Genomic DNA, 17,473 nt, shown 5'->3' with positions numbered 1-17,473 from the left:
CTGAAACCGGCGAAGTTTCCAGTCTAAGTGGTCAGGGGGGCACCTGGGGTAGGGCAACTCAAGGGCAACTCGTGGGTGAAAGGCGTGAGTTCGTCGTGGCCGGTCGTGCCCACGCGGCGGAGCCGCGGTCGGAGTCCCGTGCGGCTACGGGGCGTTCGTCGTCGGCCAGTTCTCCAGCAGTACATGGAGCGCGTCGATCGTCCGGTTCCAGGACGTCTGTACGTCACGGGGCGCGCCGAAGCCGCCGGAGGCCTCCAGTGCGCAGTAGCCGTGGAAGGTGCTCCTCAACAGCCGGACGGCGTCGGTGAGATCGGGTTCGTCGAGGCCGTACGCGCGGAGCATCCCGTACGTGACCTCGGCGGTCCGGGCGAAGGCGGGGGAGGCGGCGACGAGGGACTGGTCGATACGGATCTGGGTGGCCGCGTACCGGCCCGGCCGCTCCAGCGCGTACGCACGGTAGGCGTTGGCGAAGGCGGCCAGCGCGTCCTTGCCGGCCCGCCCGGCCACCGCCGTGGAGATCCGGTCGATCATCTCGCCGCCCGCGAGGAGTGCGACCCGGGTGCGCAGGTCGTGCAGGCTCCTGACGTGCGAGTACAGGCTCGCGTCCTTCACGCCGAACCGCCGGGCCAGCGCGGACAGCGTGACGCTCTCGAAGCCGACCTCGTCCGCGAGATCGGCGGCGGCCTCGACCAGCCGGTCGGCCGTGATCCCGGCACGGGCCATCATCAACCATCTCCTAGGACTTCTAGCCAAAAACCTGGAGATGATAGCAATCAAGGCAGCGGATCCCGGCCTTGGTTCCCGGTCAGGTCGACGCTGCGCGGCCGGCTCTTCACGCGGTGACCTTGGCGATGAACGCGCCGAGGTTCGCGACGGCCCGCTCGATCTTCTCCTCCAGGGTGAGCGACTCGGGGAGCCGCGCGCAGACGCCCGCGTCCTTCCTGCCCCGCACGTACAGCGGGCAGGCGAGGTCGCTGCACATGTAGGCGCCCACGGAGTTGCCCTGCTTCCCTGCCCTGCCCGCCTTCGCGGCGACCATCAGCGAGACGCCCCCGGTGTGGGTGGTCAGGCATATCGAGCACATGCTGCGCCGCGTCTGCCAGGAAGCGGCACCGGAGCTGCGCAGTGCCAGCGCCACCGGGCGGTCGTCCAGCTCGGTGGCGAGGTAGGCACGGTCGGGGGCCTGGGGGTCGCGCCAGCCGAGGAAGTCCAGCTCGTCCCAGGGCCGTTCGGCCAGGTCGCGGGGGACGGGCAGGCGCTTGGACTCGCCCTTGGTGCAGTTCACGAACGCCTTACGGATCTCTTGCTCGGTCAGTGGTTTCATGAGAGGCAGGCTAATTTGCCTAAAGATGTTAGGCAAATGCATAATACTTGTCGGTGATAGGGAGGACGGTTATGGTTCGAGTGGGGCTGACCACAGAGCGCCTGACCCGGGCGGGGGCGGAGCTGGCCGACGAGGTCGGGTTCGACCAGGTGACCGTCTCGGCGCTCGCCCGGCGGTTCGACGTCAAGGTCGCGAGTCTGTACTCGCACGTGAGGAACTCGCAGGACCTCAAGACCCGGATCGCCCTGCTCGCGCTGGAGGAACTCGCCGACCGGGCCGCCGCCGCGCTTGCCGGACGGGCAGGCAAGGACGCCCTGGTCGCGTTCGCGGACACCTATCGCGACTACGCCCGGGAGCACCCCGGTCGCTACGACGCCGCCCGGCTCAGGCTCGACCCCGAGACGGCGGCCGCCGGCGCCGGGGTGAGGCACGCGCAGATGACGCGGGCGATCCTGCGCGGCTACGACCTGACGGAGCCGGACCAGACGCACGCGGTCCGGATGATGGGCAGCGTCTTCCACGGCTACGTGAGCCTGGAGATGGCCGGAAGCTTCAGCCACACCGCTGTCGACTCGCAGGATTCCTGGGCCTGGACCCTGGACTCCCTCGACACCCTCCTACGCACCTGGACCATCCGAAATCCTTGATCAACAGGCTGAGGCAGCGAACGAGCAGTGAACGAGGCAGCGAACGTGGTTATGAACGAGGCAGTGGACGAGGCAGCGAACGAGGCTATGAACACCGATCACGACTGGATCACCACACCCGTCACCGCGGACATGCTGCGCGGCTTCCTCGATCTGGAACCGACCGCACACGGCCTGCTGCCGCATCGCCTGCCCGCCCGGGCCCGTCGGCAGATCCCCGACGCCCAACTCGCGGTGGCCGAGGCCCAGCCCTCCGGCGTGCGGTTGGTCTTCCGCACCCGGGCCACCACCGTCGAACTGGACACGCTGCCCACCAAGCGGGTCTACCGAGGTCTCCCCGCCCCGGCGGACGGCGTGTACGACCTGCTGGTCGACGGCCGTCTCGCCGCGCAGGCCACGGTGGCCGGCGGCAACGTACGCACGATCGTCGACATGGTCACGCAGTCCGCCGAGCTGACCGAGGGGCCCGTCGGCACGGCCCGGTTCGCCGAACTGCCCGTGGGTGACAAGGACATCGAGATCTGGCTTCCGCACACGGAGATCACCGAGCTGATCGCGCTGCGCACCGATGCCCCCGTCGAGCCGGCGCCGGTCAACGGCCGCAAGGTGTGGCTGCACCACGGCAGTTCCATCAGCCACGGCTCCAACGCCGCCCATCCGACCGCCATTTGGCCCGCCCTGGCCGCAAGTCGGGGCGGGGTGGAGCTGGTCAACCTGGGCTTCGGCGGCGGCGCGCTGCTCGACCCGTTCACCGCGCGTGCGATGCGGGACGCCCCCGCGGACCTGATCAGCCTCAAGATCGGCATCAACGTCGTCAACGCCGACGCGATGCGTCTGCGCGCCTTCACCCCCGCGGTCCACGGTTTCCTGGACACCGTCCGCGAGGGGCATCCGACCACGCCGCTGCTCGTCGTGTCCCCCGTCCTGTGCCCGGTCCACGAGGACACCCCCGGCCCCCTCGCGCCCGACTTCGACGGCGGCACCCTGCGGTTCAAGGCCACGGGCGATCCCGCCGAACGCGCCGCCGGACGGCTGACGCTCAACGTCATCCGCGACGAACTCGCCCGGATCGTCGACCAGCGGACGGCCGACGACCCGAACCTGTACTACCTCGACGGCCGTGACCTCTACGGCGAGAAGGACCACGCCGAGTTCCCACTGCCCGACGCGATCCACCCCGACCCCGCGGGACACCGCCGCATCGGCGAGAACTTCGCACGGCTGGTCTTCGGCGCCGGCGGCCCCTTCGCCACCGGGACCGGCTGACGACAAAGGCGGGGCCGACCGGAATACGAGGCCGGTCCCGCCGTCACCGTCACCGCTGCCCCTTCACATCTCCCGCGTCCCCGAAGGCAACCATGCTGCTGTCACACCTCCCGGAAGGGCTCCGGGCGCGTCTCGTCCCCGTCGAAGCCGCCGCCACGCTCTTCTGCGCCCTGTGCTGGAAGATCCTCGCCTTCGCGATGTACGCGGAGGGCTACGACCTCGATCCCAGCGCCCCGGTCCAGCCTGCCGGCGACGACCAGATCGAGCTGCTCGCCCTGGTCTTCGCCTGCTCGGTCCCGGTCACCTGGCTCCTGGGCAAGGTCGCACCGCCTGGCCTGCGCGGCACCCTGGACAACGTCATCGTCGTGCGCCTCGCCGTGGCCCTGGCCCTCTCGCTGGTGATGTTCCTGGGCCTGCTCACCGGAGCGCGCATCCCCCTGCTGGGCTGGAGGATCTGAACCGGCCCCACGGCCGAGCCCTGAACAGCCCGCACACACCCGCACGGACACCACACACGCCGGCCACACACCCGCACACACAGCCGCCCGGACAGGCCGTACAGCACCTGTCCGGGCGGAGGTTCGCCGTCGCCGGCCTCGGGTCGGATCAGCCGATCGGCGCGTACACCACACCCAGCTTGTCGATCTCGTCGCCCGAGCGGCCCGTGAAGCCGACTATCTGCCAGCCGGCCGGAGCCGTGTAGGTCACCGCGTCGGAGGTGGCCGAACCGGCCGTCACCGTACGGGACTTGTCGGTGGTGAAGGCTGCCGAGAAGACCCGCGTCCGGCCGTCCTTCTGGCCCCGGGTGAGCTTGACCGAGGTGAGGTGCTCACCGGCGGCGAGGGTGAGCGAGGCGGCCGTACCGCCCGTGCCGCCGTGCGTCAGGGACGTACCGCCGTCGAGCGTGAGCGACACCGCGTCGAGGCGGGAGCCGCCGCGCAGCGTCAGCGTGCGAGGCGAGGGCGTGGCGGGAAGGTCGTCCGAGTCGTTGAACGCCGTGCCGTGCGGGCCGCCGAACGTGTCGCTCGCCCGGAGCTTGGCGGGCAGCGTCCACGAGAAGTCGACCGTGTGCGGGAAGTGGTCGGAGAGGTTGCCGCCCGCCGAGTCCAGGAACTTCGCCCACTCGTTGTTGTAGCGGGAGGCGGAGAGGTTCACCAGGTCGCTGCCCCGGTAGAGGACCTTGTCCACGACCTCGCAGGTGTTCGTCGGCGCGGTGGTCGGGCAGACGATCGCGTCGCTGCCCTGGGCCGGGGCGCTGCCGCCGCGCACCAGCTGGACCCACGCGTCGGTGAGACCGTTCGCGGTCGACAGCAGGCGGATGTTGTCGCCCGCGCGCGTGTAGCGGGTGTTGGTGTCGCCCATGACGATCACCGCGTTGCCCGAGGAGTTCGCGGTGATGAAGTCCGAGAGCTGCGTGACGTTGGCTCGGCGGGCGGCGTGGGCCTCGTCCGTGTCGTCCGCGTTGGTGTGCACGTTGTAGAGGTCGACGAAGACGCCCTCGGCGAGCCGGACCCGCGCGAGCGAAAAGCCCTTGGGGGTAAGGCAGTTGGTGCCCGTGCAGTCGTTCCACTGCACCCGCTCGAAGTCGTCGAACGTGTAGTCCGAGAGGGTGTTGAGACCGTCTCCGAAGGGCACACCGCCACTGGTCGCCGTGCGGTACGGGTGGTTGTCGCCCGCGTACAGCGCCGCGTGGTAGTTGAAGTCCTCCTGCACGTTGACTATGTCGTACGCCCCGAGACGCGGGGCGAGCAGCGGGGTGTTGACTTCCGGGTTCCCGGAGCTCAGCAACTCCGGGAGGCCCGCCACGTTGTACGTGAGGACGTTGAAGGTGCCGGAGGAGGGGGCGGCCGCCGCGGCGGGGGTCGAGGCGACGGCGGTGAGCCCGGCGAGGGCCAGCGCGCCGGCCATCAGGGAGCCGATGAGTCGTTTCATGGTGGGGGTGTCTCCAGTCGGAGGAAACAGGGAGCGGAGCGGGGGGTTCGCGCAATTCGGTGGATCGCGGCCGATCGGGGAGATCGGGGTGATCGGGGCGGTCCGGGCGGTCGAAAGAAAGTTGAACGCTGTTCAGGTTCGAGGTCAACCAGTGTGACGGACAAGGGCAGTTGGGGGAACAGCGAGAGACGAGGCTACCTGCCGTGTCGGCGTCGCCCTGCGATCACCGTGGCGTTGACCAAAGTTCATGTTTCGCATCGAGTCTCCATACCGCGCGTCCGCACCGGCGGCGCCGGACTCAGGAGGCCGACATGGGGCACAGCCACGGACACGGACACGGGCACCGCCATCACGACCACGACCACGACCACGCTCACGAGGGCGGAACGAGCCTTCCGGCCGCCTTCGACACCTCCGTGCCCGACGAGGCCCTGACCCCCGACCAGCGGTCGCGCCGATCCATGCTGCGCCGCGCGGGTCTGCTCGGCGCGGGCCTGGCGACCGCCGGAGTCCTCGGCGGCGCGACGAGCGGGACGGCCGCCGCCCAGCCGGCGTCCGGTGGCCGGAGAAAGAAGGGCTTCCTCTGGCTGGCCGGCGACCACCACATCCACACGCAGTACAGCAGCGACGGCAAGTACGCCGTCGTCGACCAGGTCCGCCAGGGTGCCAAGCACGGCATGGACTGGCTGGTCATCACCGACCACGGCAGCACGGCACACGCCAAGATCGGTGTGGACAAGGTCAACCCGGACATCAAGGCGGCCCGTGACGCCTACGAGGACACCCTCGTCTTCCAGGGCCTGGAGTGGAACATCCCGGGCGCCGAGCACGGCACGGTCTTCGTGCACCCCGGCAAGAACGAGGTCTCCGTCCTGAAGCAGTTCGAGACCGACTACGACGGCAGCGTCAAGAACGCCTCCGGCTCCTCGCCCGCCAACGAGGCGCTCGCCATCGCGGGTCTCGCCTTCCTCAGCGACCAGGTGAAGCGGCGCAAGGTCAAGGACGCGCTGATGCTCGCCAACCACCCCGCGCGGCGCGGTGTCGACTCCCCGCACGAGATCCGCGCCTGGCGCGACGCGACGCCCGCGAGCCACCAGATCGCCGTCGGCTTCGAGGGCGCGCCCGGCCACCAGGCGGCCGGTCTGCCCGCGCCCCTCGGCATGGGCCGGGCCCGTGGCATCTACGACAACGACCCGAGCGTCGACTCCTTCGCCGGCTACCCGCCGGAGAGCTACCGCACCTGGGGCGGCTTCGACTGGATGACCGCCACCGTCGGCGGCCTGTGGGACAGCCTCCTCGCCGAGGGCAAGGCCTGGTGGATCAGCGCCAACTCCGACTCCCACCAGGTCTACGCCGATACCGCCGCGCGCGGCGGCGGCGACTTCAACGCCAACGGGCGTTACGACGACCCGGTCTACGGCGGCAAGATCGACATCACCCAGGGCGACTACTGGCCCGGCCAGTACAGCCGCACCCATGTCGGCTCCGACGGCTTCTCGTACGCCGCCGTCATGGACGGCATACGCGCCGGCCGCGTCTGGGTCGACCACGGCCAGCTCCTCAGCGGCCTCGACGTCCGCCTCTCCGGCGGCAGCCGCTGGGCCACCCTCGGCGGCGCCCTGCACGTCAAGAAGGGCACGAACGTCACGCTGACCGTGGACATCGCCCTCGCGGACGGCCCCAACTGGGCCGGTTTCACACCGAAGTTGGCCCGCGTGGACGTCATCCAGGGTGACGTCACCGGTCCCGTCGCCGACAAGGACACCTTCACCGCGCCGACCGCCAAGGTCGTCAAGTCGTACGAGGTCGACAAGTCCACCGGCACGGCCCGGATCACGTACTCCCTCGGCCGCGTCGACCGCCCGCTCTACGTCCGCCTGCGCGGCTCCGACGGCAAGCGGTCCGCCGTCGGTGCGCGGGGTGCGGCCGTCGACCCCGCGGGCCCCGCGATCGACGTCGTCGGCGACGCCGACCCGTGGAACGACCTGTGGTTCTACTCGAACCCCGTGTGGGTCCTGCCCGCGTGAACCAGCACGTCATCACGGTCGACACCGACGTACGCGACCTGCGTGCGGCCGACCACCTGCTGCTGGAGCTGGCAGCCGAACTCGCCCTCTCGGAGGGCGGGTTCGGCTGTACCCACCTGGTCCGCGGGGAGCGGCCCCGGGTCGTGCTGTCGTTCGCGACAGCGTCCGGGGAGGCCGCCCGCCTGCTCATGGCCAAGGGGTACGAGGTGACGACCGGCGCACCCGACGAGGTGGGCCGGGCCGTCGTCTACCCCGGGTCGGCCACCCTGACCGGCACGGTGACGATCGCGGAGCTGCTGTCCGGCTCCGCGATCGACCGCGTCACCGTGCTGGGGTCGGCGGATGAACCCCCGGCGGACCAGAGGGTGGTGACGAGGGATCACGTCCGCCCGCAGTGGCAGGACGGCGAACTCGTCCTGACCCTCATGGCGGCGGTGGGAGGGGTACTGGTCCCGTTCGAGGTCCCGGACCCTACGCCGTGCTGCGCGGACCACTGACCGACGCGACGAAGTCGCCCCAGGCGGTGGGGGAAAGGGCGAGCTGGGGCCCGCGGCTGTTCTTGGAGTCGCGGACGTGGATGGCGGCGGGGGAGGCGGCGACTTCGACGCAGTCGTCGCCGTCACTGCCGCTGTAGCTGCTCTTGAACCAGGCCAGCTCGGTGGTCCTCATAGTGCTCCTCGCGTCCGCTCCAGCAGGCTCCGGGAATCGTCCGGCGTTAGAGCCTGTGAACGCAGTTTCGCATAGCGCATGTGAAGGACACTGATCGTTTCAGGGTCGGCGATGAACTGGCCGTTTCGCTGCCCCTCGCAGTAGCCGAACCACTCGTTCTCGGGCGTCTCCAGCAGCCGGATGGGGCCGTCGAGACCGGCGTGGACCCCACGCGCCATGGGCATCAATTGCAGCTCCACGTTGCGTAGTTCCGTGACAGTCAGAATGTGGTCGATCAGTTCACGCGTGACCTCCGTGCCGCCCGTCCCGCGCTTGATGATGTGCTCCTCGACGATGAAGTTGAACACCGTGTTGGGCCGCTCGGCGAGCAGTCGCTGGCGCTCCGCCCGGGCAGCGAGCTGAGCCTCGATCTGCGAGTCGGTCAGCACGGGCACGCGCTCGTTGAAGAGTGTGCGTGAGTACTCCTCCGTCTGCAGGAGCCCCGGTACCAGTCGGTTCTCGAAGGTATAGAGACTGATCGCCTGCTCCTCCAGGTCCGCCCATTTGCGGAACCAAGAAGCCAACCCCGGCTGCCGCGTCGCGTACTTCGCAGCCGCCCGCAGCACACCGAACGCGTCCAACACCTCCTCCGCCCGCTCCACATACACCCGCGGAGGTAACCGCCGCCCCTGCTCGATCGACGCCACCGTCGACGGCTGGTACCGCACCAGCGGCGCGAACTCCTCCTGCGTCAGACCCGCCCGCTTGCGGAAAGCCTTGTGGACCAGCCCGAACGTCTTCAAACTGTCCGACGGCTCGGGCTCGTTCGTCGTGCTGTTGGTCATGCCGCCATAGTCACGGAACGTCACCCGTACTGTCCACACAGTGAACTCGTACGCCGCGCAGCGTACGAGTGGCGTAACTGGTCGACCGCCCTGCCTCCCGGGACCGTTGACCCATGCAAGGAGACATCCGGGTCCAAGTGCCCGACACCGTACGTACGTTCACGCAGCTGTTCAGTTGCACCCCGCGAGGGGCCCGGCTCGCGCGGCGGCTGGTCGCGAACCGGATGGACGTGTGGGGGTTCGACTATGACAGCGAGGCGAGTGAGTCCGTGACCCTGGTCGTCGCCGAGCTCGCGGCGAACGCGGTGCGGCACGGGCGGGTGCGGGGCCGCGACTTCCGCGTACGGCTGGTGCTGCGGGACGACGAGGATGTCGTACGTATCGAGGTGGCCGACGGGCGGACCGAGCGGCGGCCCGTACTCCAGGAGCCGTCGGGCGAGGGCGGGCGCGGGCTGCTGATCGTGGCCGCGCTGGCCGAGAAGTGGGGTACGGACCTGTGCCTGGGCGGAACGTACAAGGTGGTGTGGGCGGAGGTCCGGGTGCCGTGGCGGTGACGCCGGTGACGGAGCAGCCGGCTGGAACTGTGGTGAGGGTCCCAGCCGACGTCGCTCCCCCAAGGAAGAAGGTACGGAAGCGGAGGCGTGACGAGTCTCCACTTCCTGCCCGGACCGTCTCCGATTCGCGCCCGGAAAGCGGGTAACTCTCAAGTGAGTCAATCGATATACCGATAAATGCCCGGGCAAGTCAGGGAGCGGTTCCATGAGCGGTGGCGCCTTACACGTACACCAGGCCACTGTCGGAGAGTTACAGACGGCCGCGTCCACGGTCCTCGCGCCACTCGCGGTGACGGCCCCAAGAGCGCGAGCAGAAGCGGGAGTTGGGCCTGAGGACGAGACGAGCGCGTTCCGGGCCGACATCGACGCGGCGGCCGTCGGGCGCGCGGCGGTGGCGCGGATCCGGGGCTCCGGGCATCTGGTAGAGCGGTCGGCGCGGGCGATCTCGTCCACGGACCCGGAGCTGCTGAAAATCACGCTGCACAGGTCGGCCGAGCCGGCAGCCGCCGACCAGGGCGGCACCCAATCCCGGGCGCACAGCGGCGACTTCGTGGTCTTCGACATGACACGCCCGTACCGATTAGCCGTCGCCGACGGCTGCGATGTCATGGCCGTCGGCATCCCGCGCGCCGAACTGGGGCGGCACGCCGACACCGTGGCCGCCCGGGCGGCCTGTCGCCTGCCCGCCGACACCGGTGCGCAGGCGGTGCTCGCCGCGTTCCTCCAGGGGCTGGGCCGCCACCTCGACGAACTGGCGGGACCGGCGCAGGCCCACGCCGGAGACGCCCTGGTGTCGCTCCTCCTCGCGGCCTTCACGGAGACCGAGCCGGGCAGGATGGACACGGCCACCGAACTGGTCGACCGTATCCGCGTCTACGTACTGGCGAACATCTCCGACCCGTCCCTGTGCGTCGACTCGGTCGCGGCGGCCCACGGCATCTCGGCCCGCCAGCTCCACCGCCTCTTCCACCGCACCGGCGCCCCCTTCGCGGCCTGGCTGCGCGGCGAACGCCTCGCCCGCATCCGCCGCGACCTGCTCGACCCGGCCCAGGACGGCCGTACGACGGCTGCCGTGGCCGCCCGCTGGGGCATCCACGACCCGCGGCACCTGGCCCGAGCTCTCACGGCGGAATACGGTCAGACAGCCCGTGACATGCGACTCAGGCGACCGGTTCCAACTTCACTCTGAGCTGGCCGGACGCGGGCAGAGGGCTGCCTGGACGAGGGTCGTGATGAGGGTGGTCGAGTCGAGCAGCGGAGATTTCGGAGGAGCCGCCAAGAATTGAGGGTGTCGACGGCTCGCTCGAGCAGGGCTCGTGAAAACACGAGACCGGCGAGCCAGGCCAGTCGCAATCGTACAATGCTCCTGGCTCGAGGGTATACAGCCGGAACTGCTTACCCCAGAGTGAATTTTCCCTTTCCAGCCGCCCCGCCTACGACTTACGGCAGGCTTTGAAGCTGCTGAACTTGTTGTCGTGGAACGAGTCCAGGTTCGAGATCTTGTAATACGGAAGAATGCGGAGCGCATTGCCCGTGAACCAATCGTGGTACGCGGTCAGATTCATTCCCCAGTACTCTATGTTTTTCGTTGTGTTGACGATCCCCGTAGTTTTGTTGTTGAACCCGACGTCCGAGAAATTGATGCCGGTCGAGCAGTGCGCCCAGTTCCACTGGACCCTCTGCCCCTTGAAGTCCGGGAGTTGGTAGAAGCAGTACCAGCGATTGTCGTTTGCTCCGGCCGGGCAGCCCTCCCAGTCCACCGCCGCAGCCGTGACCTCATCCATCTCTGCCGCATCGACACCGTTGAGCGCCAGCGAGGCTTCGGATGGAAGCGGAGTCTTTTCCTCTCCGGGGAGAGGGAGCGTTAGAATCGCTTCGCCGTCGTTCCATGAGATCTCGTTCGCGCTGATCTGCTTCCCGCCATTGTTGGTTTCGGCGAGCTTGGCATCGACTTCAGCCTGGAGTGCTTGCTGATCGTTGAGTGTGAGGCTCTCGATTTCTGCTCTGCTGTCCGAGGCTGCGACCGGCGGCAGTGGCTTCGCCTCTTCCGCGCCAGCCGTTGGTGCGCCGATGGCCAGCGTTGAAGCGACCAGTGCAACACCGGCTGCGAGAGGCGCGACAGACAAACGGATGGATCTACCCACTGTTCGTTTCCTTTCGATCGTTGACTCGAACGCCGTATGTGTAGTGGGGGAATTGTGAGAGGTGTTGCAGGAAATTTTCGAAACTGAGAAGGGTGATTCCGGTGGTAGAAGGAATTCCGTTTCTGCTAGTGGTCGTTTCGTTCACGAGCAGCAAAGATCAATACGAGTAAGCGGTGTACGGCCGAGTTCAAGAGGGGCGCGGTCGATCTGTTGCTGTCATCGGTCAGGACGCCGACCGATGACGCCGGCGGGCTCGATGTGAGTGCCGAGCGAAAGAGGCTACGAAGCAGAGGCTCTGTGTCACTGGTGGGCGAGATCAGGGTGCTGCGCGCCGGATCGAGCGGCGTCTACGGCGCCCCGCGCGGCGGCTCGCCGACCGGGTGATCAATCTGAAGAGGATCGAGCGGCTGATGCGTGAGCATGCCATCACCGGGATCACGTGCCGCCGACGCCTGGGGACTCACCTGGCAGGCGAAGCGGGCGGTGTTCGCCGCCGACCTGATCGGCCGCGGCTTCGCCGCGTGCCGCCACGGGATAGTGCTGTTCGGTGACATGACCGAACTCGTCATGCTGGAAGGGAAGTTGTGCCTGACGACCTGTATCGATCTCGGGATGCGGGAGGTGATCGGCTGGGCGATGAGTGACCGCCGCCGCTCAGCTGCCCGTGGTCGCCATGCAAATGGCCCGCTGGACGCGCGGTCTGGAGCACGGCTGCGTGATGCACACGGATCGCGGCAGCGAGTACAGGAGTGACGAATTCCGCACCGAGATGTGCAAGTTGCACACGATGCAGTTGATGAGGCGTGCCGCTTCTTGTGAGGAGGGTCTGTCGCGGAGAGTCGGTTCGCCGTACTCAAGGCCGAGGTCGGAACGACCGTCGGGGAGACCCACGCGGCCGCCCGCGCCAGCGTCTTCCGCTATATCGAGATCGAGTACAACCACATCCGGCTCCGCAGACACTCCGAGTACGGGTACGTCACCCCGCTCGAAACGAGGGCTCTGCTCCAGCGGAACTTCACCCCGCAGCGTAACCGCGCGCTGTCCGGCCGCAGGGGGGACTTCAACCCGCCCGCGCCGACTGGCACCTCGGGGGCAAACTCCGCTGCCTCCGCAAGTTTCTTGCTGCACGGGTGTAATCCCGGTGGAGTGGCGGACACACACTTGGTGTGACGGCAGTGATAGGGAGGGCTGTGTGGGCGAAAGCTTGGATGAATGGGATCAGTTTGAGGCGGTCTACCGTGCCTCCTACATGCCCGTCTTGCGCTTTGTGCGCCGAAGGCTGCCACCTCAACATGCTGAAGATGCCGCCGCCGAGACCTTCGTGATCGCTTGGCAGCGGCGGGGGAGACCAACGCGGTGAGGCCTTGCCGTGGCTCTATGGCATTGCCCGGCTCGTGGCCGCGAATATGAGACGCGCTCAGGAGCGCGCCAGCCAGTTGGAAGGGCGGCTCCGAGATCAGATTCGGGATGATGTGATGCCTGCTGCTGAGGCTCAGGCGCTGGCACGCGTGAGAGCCGTGAGGGCGCTGGCTGAGATGTCCGACCGAGATCGCGAGGTGCTGATGCTCGTCTCATGGGATGGGCTCGAACCGCCAGTAGCTGCCCGCGTGATGGGCTGCAGCAGAGGAGCGTTCCTTGTTCGCCTGCATCGGGCTCGCCGCAGACTGGAACGAGCGATCACAGATGACTCCAGTCGTGTCGCAGCCGGCGCGACCTCTGCCCTGCCAGAAGGGGGCTTGGGATGAGCAAGGACGCAGAACGGGTGCGGGAGTTGCTGCCTTCCAGTAGTGACCCCGCCGCCGCAGAGTGTGACGGCCGCGTTCTCTCGCCACGTGCTGAGCGTGAGCTGGTGGAGATGCGTCAACGGGCAGCTTCCTCTGTGGAGCCCACACGTGTGTTCACGCGCCGCCGGATTCTGGTCGGTGCGGGCGCTGCAGGCGTCGGTGCCGCACTGATCGTCGGCGGTCAACAGCTCATCCCTCGGCGGGAAGACGCACAGACGGTTGCCTTCACTCCTCCCGTGCTTTCCTTGAAGCCTGTTGAAGACCAGTCGGCAAGCGAATACCTATTGGCTTTCGCCGCACGGGTCGAGAAACTGCCGCAGGAACGCGCGCACGGTGCCTATAGCTACACCAAGACCTGGGGATGGTGGCTCAACACCGCCGGCGACGTCCCTGGGGGTACGGCGAGTGTCGCCGTACCAACTGTGACCGAGTCATGGATCACAAAGGACGGTTCAGGTCGGCAGCGGAGCGAATACGGTGAGCCCATCTATCCCAACCCGAAGCAGAGCGAGGTCGCCAAAGAAGCCGGTCTCATCGCCGGGACCGGGGTGGAGGACCGCTACTACGGTCTCGGAAAGGTCCCCACTACAGAAGGTGATGAATGGGGTAAGATCGCCCCATTCTCCACGAACCCTCGCGAACTGGTGAAGCAGCTGAACGAGGTGAACTGGGAAGGCGGCCTGATCGCCAATGGTGTCAGCGATCTGCTCAACTATGCAGCGCGCTCTGGCCCGGTGCCTCCTCGCCTCCGTGCCGCCGCCCTGAGAGTTCTGGCCCAGACCCTCGGTCTGGATGTGGCGACCACAATGACGTGGCAAGGTCAACATGTCCTCGCCGTGTCCCAGAGCGAGGGATACCAGGGCAGCACGCAAAGGGAGTCCGTTCTCTTTGACCCTGAAACCGGCTACCCCATCGGATTCGAGTCAGCTCTCTTCGGCCACCCGCGGAGTCTGAACATCACGGTGCCGGCCACCCTCAGCGTTGGGGAAACGCTTCGACGTGGGACTGTTGCTTCCACTGACGAGAGGCCATGAGATATGCCGGAAGTGAAGACAGAGCGGCCGCCGGACCTACTGCCGGTTCAGCTTCCAGGGCGTGGCGGAGACGATGCGACACCGAGTGCCGAAGCTTTGATTCGGCACGTGAAGGAAGGCTTGAGGAGTCGGCATTACAGGTTCGGAGATGTCCTTCCTTCGGAGTCGGAACTTCAAGAGCTCTACGGTGCCACCAGAGATGAGGTGCGACAAGGAATCCAGCACCTTCGACGCGCGGGGTGTCTGCAGCTTCACGATGAGTACTTGGAGACATTCATCCTGGACCCTGGCGCAGAGAGGGGTGGGCCGGAATCAGCTGATGAACTCGCTCACCGAGTAGCGCGACTTGAGAGCCTCTGCAGGGAGCTCTCGGCACGACTCGCGACAGTGGAGTCGCAGCTTGCGCGACGAGATCGCCCGGAAGCCCGATAGCTGCATCCATTACCTGACACAACCGTCAGAAGTCTGAAGCCGAGGGCGCGCCGGTCTCAAGCCCTGGCGGCTCCTCCGCAAGCTCCGTTGCTCGACCGCCTGCATCACGACCTGCGCTTTGAACCGCCCCCGGGTTTGTTGCCTCCGTTCGACCCGGGGCGGTTCACTTCGTCGTCATCCGTTCACCCCCGTGTAGTGCCGCAGACTCCACCGCCACAGCAGCCGCGACCCGAGATACGCCGCCGCGCCGAGCAGGGGTGACACGGCCGCCAGCCAGTACGGGACAGCGGTGTCGTGCCCGGTCAGTACCGCCGCCGGGAAGTACGCGACGAACGCCAGCGGCAGCCCGAACGTGAGGAAGCCGCCCACCGCCTTGGGCAGCACGTTCAGCGGGTAACTGCCGAACGTGCCGAGCAGCTCCTCCAGCCAGCGGCCCCAGTAGTCGGCGGCCGGGAAGCGCAGCGAGGCGCAGGCGACCGCCGTGAACATGGCCGCCTCCAGGAGCATTCCGCCGAGTACGCAGACGACGAGGTACGTGATCCGGGCCGCCGTCCAGTCCAGGTCGCTGCGGCTCAGCGCGCCCGCCATCAGGCCCGCCGCCACCGTCAGGTCACCGATTGCGTTCGTGGGGAAGTACTGGAGCTGGAGCTGGCGGTAGACCGGCATCGGGCGGACCAGATACGTGTCGATCACCCCCTCCTGGATGTGCCGCGCCAGACCGTGCACCCGCCCCAGGAACAGCACGAACAGTCCGTGTGCCAGCATCCGTGTCGCCGGGATCAGCAGGACGTCCGAGCTGTCCCAGCCGCCCATCCCGCTGAACCGGGTGAGCAGCACGGTCGCGAACACGATCACCGACACCTGCCAGACCGCGCCGATCGCGATCATCATCAGGAACTCGGAGCGATACTCCAGCTGGGCACGGAAGTTGAGCCGGGTGATGCGCCAGACGACGCGAAGAGCCTTGGTCGACATGTCAGCCTCCCTGCGAGATCACGCGCCGGGCGGCCCGCCGCCACAGCAGCCGGGTGAGCAGGGCGAGGGCCACCACCCAGGCGGCCTGTACGGCCAACTGCGGGCCCGCGTCGGACAGTTCGATGCGGCCGACGTACAGCGACAGCGGCACGCTCAGCGTCGCCTGGAACGGCAGGAAGCCGCTCATGGTGATGAACCAGTCCGGGAAGAACCACAGCGGCGCGTACACCCCGGACAGCAGGTTCTGCGCGAAGATCAGGATCAGCATCGCCGCGCCGTTGCGGAGCGTCCAGAAACAGAGCTGGTCGATGGCGAGCATCACGTAGTAGAGAACCCACTGCCCCAGGAACGCGCTGACCGCGAACACCCCTGCCACAGCAGCGGACTTGGGCGGCTCCACGACCCCGGCGGCCAGGCAGATCACGTATCCGGCGAGCACCCACACCAGGCCGTACAGCTGCTCGCCGAGCGCCCGCAGCGCGTAGTAGCGCTGGGGCGGGAGCGGGCGCAGGTACCAGTAGATGATCGTGCCGAAGTGCATGTGCTGGAGCACGGTGTCCCGGCCCGCGTACTGGTCCAACTCCCTTATCCGGGTGGCCAGTACGGCCAGTACGGCATAGGTGACCGCCTGGTCCTTGGTCAGCCCGGCCGTCGTGCCCGTGGCCGCGTACAGGCCGTGCCACAGTGAGGCGACCAGCACCACCTGCACGGTGAGCCGGAGCAGTGCGGCGGTCATGCGCGGCGGGGTGTGGAGTTCGCCGAGCGGGGTGACGCGGGCGGCCCGCCAGCCCTGGAGGACGGCCACGGTCACTCGCCCCCCGCCTGGACGTACGCGGCACGCATCACGTCCTCCAAGTCGGCCTCGTCCAGGGCGATGTCGGTCACCTCGTACCGCTCGATGACCTGTTTCAGCGCCTCGTGCATGGCCGGCGCCGCGGGCCCGTCGGGTCCGAACACCACCTGCGGGCCTTCGTGCCGCACCAGCACCATCCCCGGCAACGCCTCGACGGGCGTGTGCGGGTCGGCGAGCGTCACCCGCACCTGCCAGGTCGAGCCGAACTTCCGCCGGATCTCGTCCAGCGTGCCGTCCAGGACGAGCCGCCCGTGGTTGATCAGGACGACCCGCTCGGCGAGCCGCTCGACCTCCGTCATGTCGTGCGTGGTGAGCAGCACCGTCCGCCCGCGCTGCTCCACCTGGTACCGGAGGAACTCGCGGACCTGCTCCTTGACCACCACGTCCATGCCGATGGTCGGCTCGTCGAGGAACACCACGCGCGGATCGTGCAGCAGCGCGGCGGCCAGGTCGGAGCGCACGCGCTGGCCGAGCGAGAGGTGCCGTACCCGGGTGTCCCAGAAGGAGGACAGGTCCAGCAGCTCGTCGAACTCCCGCAGTCTCGTGCGGTGTTCGGCCTCGGGAACGTCGTAGATGTCACGCAGGATCGCGAAGGACTCCCGCACCGGCAGGTCCCACCACAGCTGGGTGCGCTGCCCGAACACCGCCCCGATGTTGCGCGCGTTGCGCTCGCGCTCCTGGTACGGGACCACGCCCGCGACCCGCGCCTCGCCGGAGGTGGGGGTGAGGATGCCGGTGAGCATCTTGATGGTGGTGGACTTGCCCGCGCCGTTCGGCCCGAGCAGGGCGAGGAGTTCGCCGGGGGCGACCTCGAAGGTGATGTCGGAGACGGCGTCCTTGGCGACCCGCTCCGGATTGACGAGAGACCTGAGCGCGCCCGCGAACCCTGGACGCCGGACAGTGGTGTGGAAGGTGCGGGACAGACCGCTGACCTCGATGGAGCCACTCACGCGGGGAACCTCCGGGGGGAGCCTGGGACACACGGACATGACCGTCCGCCGGGGAGCC

At 68.0% G+C, this 17,473-nt stretch carries 20 protein-coding genes and 1 pseudogene; 11 read left to right on the top strand and 10 right to left on the bottom strand.

Annotated elements, in window-relative coordinates:
* Positions 1 to 144: 144 nt before the first annotated feature.
* Positions 145 to 723, bottom strand: a complete 579-nt coding sequence (locus tag ACIBEI_RS35175) for a TetR/AcrR family transcriptional regulator (RefSeq protein ID WP_398894480.1) — start codon at positions 721 to 723, stop codon at positions 145 to 147.
* A 109-nt stretch (positions 724 to 832) separates the two neighbouring features.
* A complete protein-coding gene (locus tag ACIBEI_RS35170) occupies positions 833 to 1,324 on the bottom strand; it encodes an FBP domain-containing protein (protein ID WP_398894433.1) in 492 nt (163 codons plus the stop codon).
* Positions 1,325 to 1,395: 71 nt separating this feature from the next.
* Here ACIBEI_RS35170 and ACIBEI_RS35165 point away from each other — a divergent pair, with 71 nt between their 5' ends.
* From ACIBEI_RS35165 to ACIBEI_RS35155, 3 genes are all read left to right on the top strand, one after another.
* Positions 1,396 to 1,971 (top strand): TetR/AcrR family transcriptional regulator, encoded by a 576-nt coding sequence (locus tag ACIBEI_RS35165; protein WP_398894432.1) that lies wholly within the window; start codon positions 1,396 to 1,398, stop codon positions 1,969 to 1,971.
* An 87-nt stretch (positions 1,972 to 2,058) separates the two neighbouring features.
* Positions 2,059 to 3,237: a GDSL-type esterase/lipase family protein gene (locus tag ACIBEI_RS35160; RefSeq protein ID WP_398894431.1), complete on the top strand. Its 1,179-nt coding sequence runs from the start codon at positions 2,059 to 2,061 to the stop codon at positions 3,235 to 3,237.
* A gap of 92 nt (positions 3,238 to 3,329) precedes the next feature.
* A complete protein-coding gene (locus ACIBEI_RS35155) occupies positions 3,330 to 3,695 on the top strand; it encodes a hypothetical protein (protein WP_398894430.1) in 366 nt (121 codons plus the stop codon).
* 148 nt (positions 3,696 to 3,843) lie between these two features.
* On the opposite strand, the gene ACIBEI_RS35150 is transcribed toward ACIBEI_RS35155, so the two are convergent.
* Positions 3,844 to 5,169 carry a jacalin-like lectin gene (locus tag ACIBEI_RS35150; protein WP_398894428.1) on the bottom strand — a complete coding sequence of 442 codons (1,326 nt, stop codon included), beginning with the start codon at positions 5,167 to 5,169 and terminating at the stop codon, positions 3,844 to 3,846.
* Positions 5,170 to 5,480: 311 nt separating this feature from the next.
* Between ACIBEI_RS35150 and ACIBEI_RS35145 the strand changes: the two genes are divergently transcribed.
* Together ACIBEI_RS35145 and ACIBEI_RS35140 are read left to right on the top strand one after the other, a co-directional pair.
* Positions 5,481 to 7,196, top strand: a complete 1,716-nt coding sequence (locus ACIBEI_RS35145; RefSeq protein WP_398894427.1) for a PHP domain-containing protein — start codon at positions 5,481 to 5,483, stop codon at positions 7,194 to 7,196.
* Positions 7,193 to 7,693: a hypothetical protein gene (locus tag ACIBEI_RS35140; protein WP_398894426.1), complete on the top strand. Its 501-nt coding sequence runs from the start codon at positions 7,193 to 7,195 to the stop codon at positions 7,691 to 7,693. The genes ACIBEI_RS35145 and ACIBEI_RS35140 overlap by 4 nt, the downstream gene beginning before the upstream one ends.
* On the opposite strand, the gene ACIBEI_RS35135 is transcribed toward ACIBEI_RS35140, so the two are convergent.
* Entirely contained in the window at positions 7,668 to 7,865 is a 198-nt protein-coding gene (locus ACIBEI_RS35135) for a DUF397 domain-containing protein (RefSeq protein ID WP_398894425.1), read from the bottom strand. The two genes, ACIBEI_RS35140 and ACIBEI_RS35135, sit on opposite strands and share 26 nt — an antisense overlap.
* Positions 7,862 to 8,689, bottom strand: coding sequence for a Scr1 family TA system antitoxin-like transcriptional regulator (locus ACIBEI_RS35130; RefSeq protein WP_398894424.1), 828 nt, complete (start codon positions 8,687 to 8,689; stop codon positions 7,862 to 7,864). Before ACIBEI_RS35130 ends, ACIBEI_RS35135 begins: the two co-directional genes overlap by 4 nt.
* A gap of 137 nt (positions 8,690 to 8,826) precedes the next feature.
* Between ACIBEI_RS35130 and ACIBEI_RS35125 the strand changes: the two genes are divergently transcribed.
* Entirely contained in the window at positions 8,827 to 9,243 is a 417-nt protein-coding gene (locus ACIBEI_RS35125; protein WP_398894423.1) for an ATP-binding protein, read from the top strand.
* Between the two features lie 205 nt (positions 9,244 to 9,448).
* Complete coding sequence (locus ACIBEI_RS35120; RefSeq protein WP_398894422.1) at positions 9,449 to 10,432, top strand: helix-turn-helix domain-containing protein; 984 nt, start codon at positions 9,449 to 9,451, stop codon at positions 10,430 to 10,432.
* On the opposite strand, the pseudogene ACIBEI_RS35115 reads toward ACIBEI_RS35120, so the two are convergent.
* Both ACIBEI_RS35115 and ACIBEI_RS35110 read right to left on the bottom strand, forming a co-directional pair.
* Positions 10,424 to 10,560 (bottom strand): annotated as a pseudogene (locus tag ACIBEI_RS35115) (IS5/IS1182 family transposase); the annotation flags it as partial. The gene ACIBEI_RS35120 and the pseudogene ACIBEI_RS35115 overlap by 9 nt on opposite strands.
* A 116-nt stretch (positions 10,561 to 10,676) precedes the next feature.
* Complete coding sequence (locus ACIBEI_RS35110) at positions 10,677 to 11,387, bottom strand: hypothetical protein (RefSeq protein WP_398894421.1); 711 nt, start codon at positions 11,385 to 11,387, stop codon at positions 10,677 to 10,679.
* 483 nt (positions 11,388 to 11,870) lie between these two features.
* Here ACIBEI_RS35110 and ACIBEI_RS35105 point away from each other — a divergent pair, with 483 nt between their 5' ends.
* The 4 genes from ACIBEI_RS35105 (at position 11,871) to ACIBEI_RS35090 (ending at position 14,637) form a co-directional block, all read left to right on the top strand.
* On the top strand, positions 11,871 to 12,140 hold the full coding sequence (locus ACIBEI_RS35105; RefSeq protein WP_398894420.1) for a hypothetical protein: 270 nt from the start codon (positions 11,871 to 11,873) through the stop codon (positions 12,138 to 12,140).
* A gap of 653 nt (positions 12,141 to 12,793) precedes the next feature.
* Positions 12,794 to 13,132, top strand: coding sequence for an RNA polymerase sigma factor (locus ACIBEI_RS35100; protein WP_398894478.1), 339 nt, complete (start codon positions 12,794 to 12,796; stop codon positions 13,130 to 13,132).
* The gene (locus ACIBEI_RS35095; RefSeq protein ID WP_398894418.1) at positions 13,129 to 14,205 is read left to right on the top strand and encodes a CU044_5270 family protein; all 1,077 of its coding nucleotides are present in this window, start codon (positions 13,129 to 13,131) and stop codon (positions 14,203 to 14,205) included. Before ACIBEI_RS35100 ends, ACIBEI_RS35095 begins: the two co-directional genes overlap by 4 nt.
* Before the next feature lie 3 nt (positions 14,206 to 14,208).
* Entirely contained in the window at positions 14,209 to 14,637 is a 429-nt protein-coding gene (locus ACIBEI_RS35090) for a GntR family transcriptional regulator (RefSeq protein ID WP_398894416.1), read from the top strand.
* A gap of 174 nt (positions 14,638 to 14,811) precedes the next feature.
* On the opposite strand, the gene ACIBEI_RS35085 is transcribed toward ACIBEI_RS35090, so the two are convergent.
* From ACIBEI_RS35085 to ACIBEI_RS35075, 3 genes are read right to left on the bottom strand one after another with little or no spacing between them, the layout of a single operon-like run.
* Positions 14,812 to 15,612: an ABC transporter permease gene (locus tag ACIBEI_RS35085; RefSeq protein WP_398894415.1), complete on the bottom strand. Its 801-nt coding sequence runs from the start codon at positions 15,610 to 15,612 to the stop codon at positions 14,812 to 14,814.
* 1 nt (position 15,613) lies between these two features.
* Positions 15,614 to 16,417 (bottom strand): ABC-2 family transporter protein, encoded by an 804-nt coding sequence (locus tag ACIBEI_RS35080; RefSeq protein WP_200395173.1) that lies wholly within the window; start codon positions 16,415 to 16,417, stop codon positions 15,614 to 15,616.
* A 2-nt stretch (positions 16,418 to 16,419) separates the two neighbouring features.
* On the bottom strand, positions 16,420 to 17,415 hold the full coding sequence (locus tag ACIBEI_RS35075; protein ID WP_398894413.1) for an ATP-binding cassette domain-containing protein: 996 nt from the start codon (positions 17,413 to 17,415) through the stop codon (positions 16,420 to 16,422).
* Positions 17,416 to 17,473 lie beyond the last annotated feature (58 nt).

The sequence above is a fragment of the Streptomyces sp. NPDC050988 genome, assembly GCF_044456225.1.
GTDB lineage: Bacteria > Actinomycetota > Actinomycetes > Streptomycetales > Streptomycetaceae > Streptomyces.
Note: the sequence above shows the minus strand (reverse complement) of the source record. Positions and strands in the feature narration are given on the sequence as shown.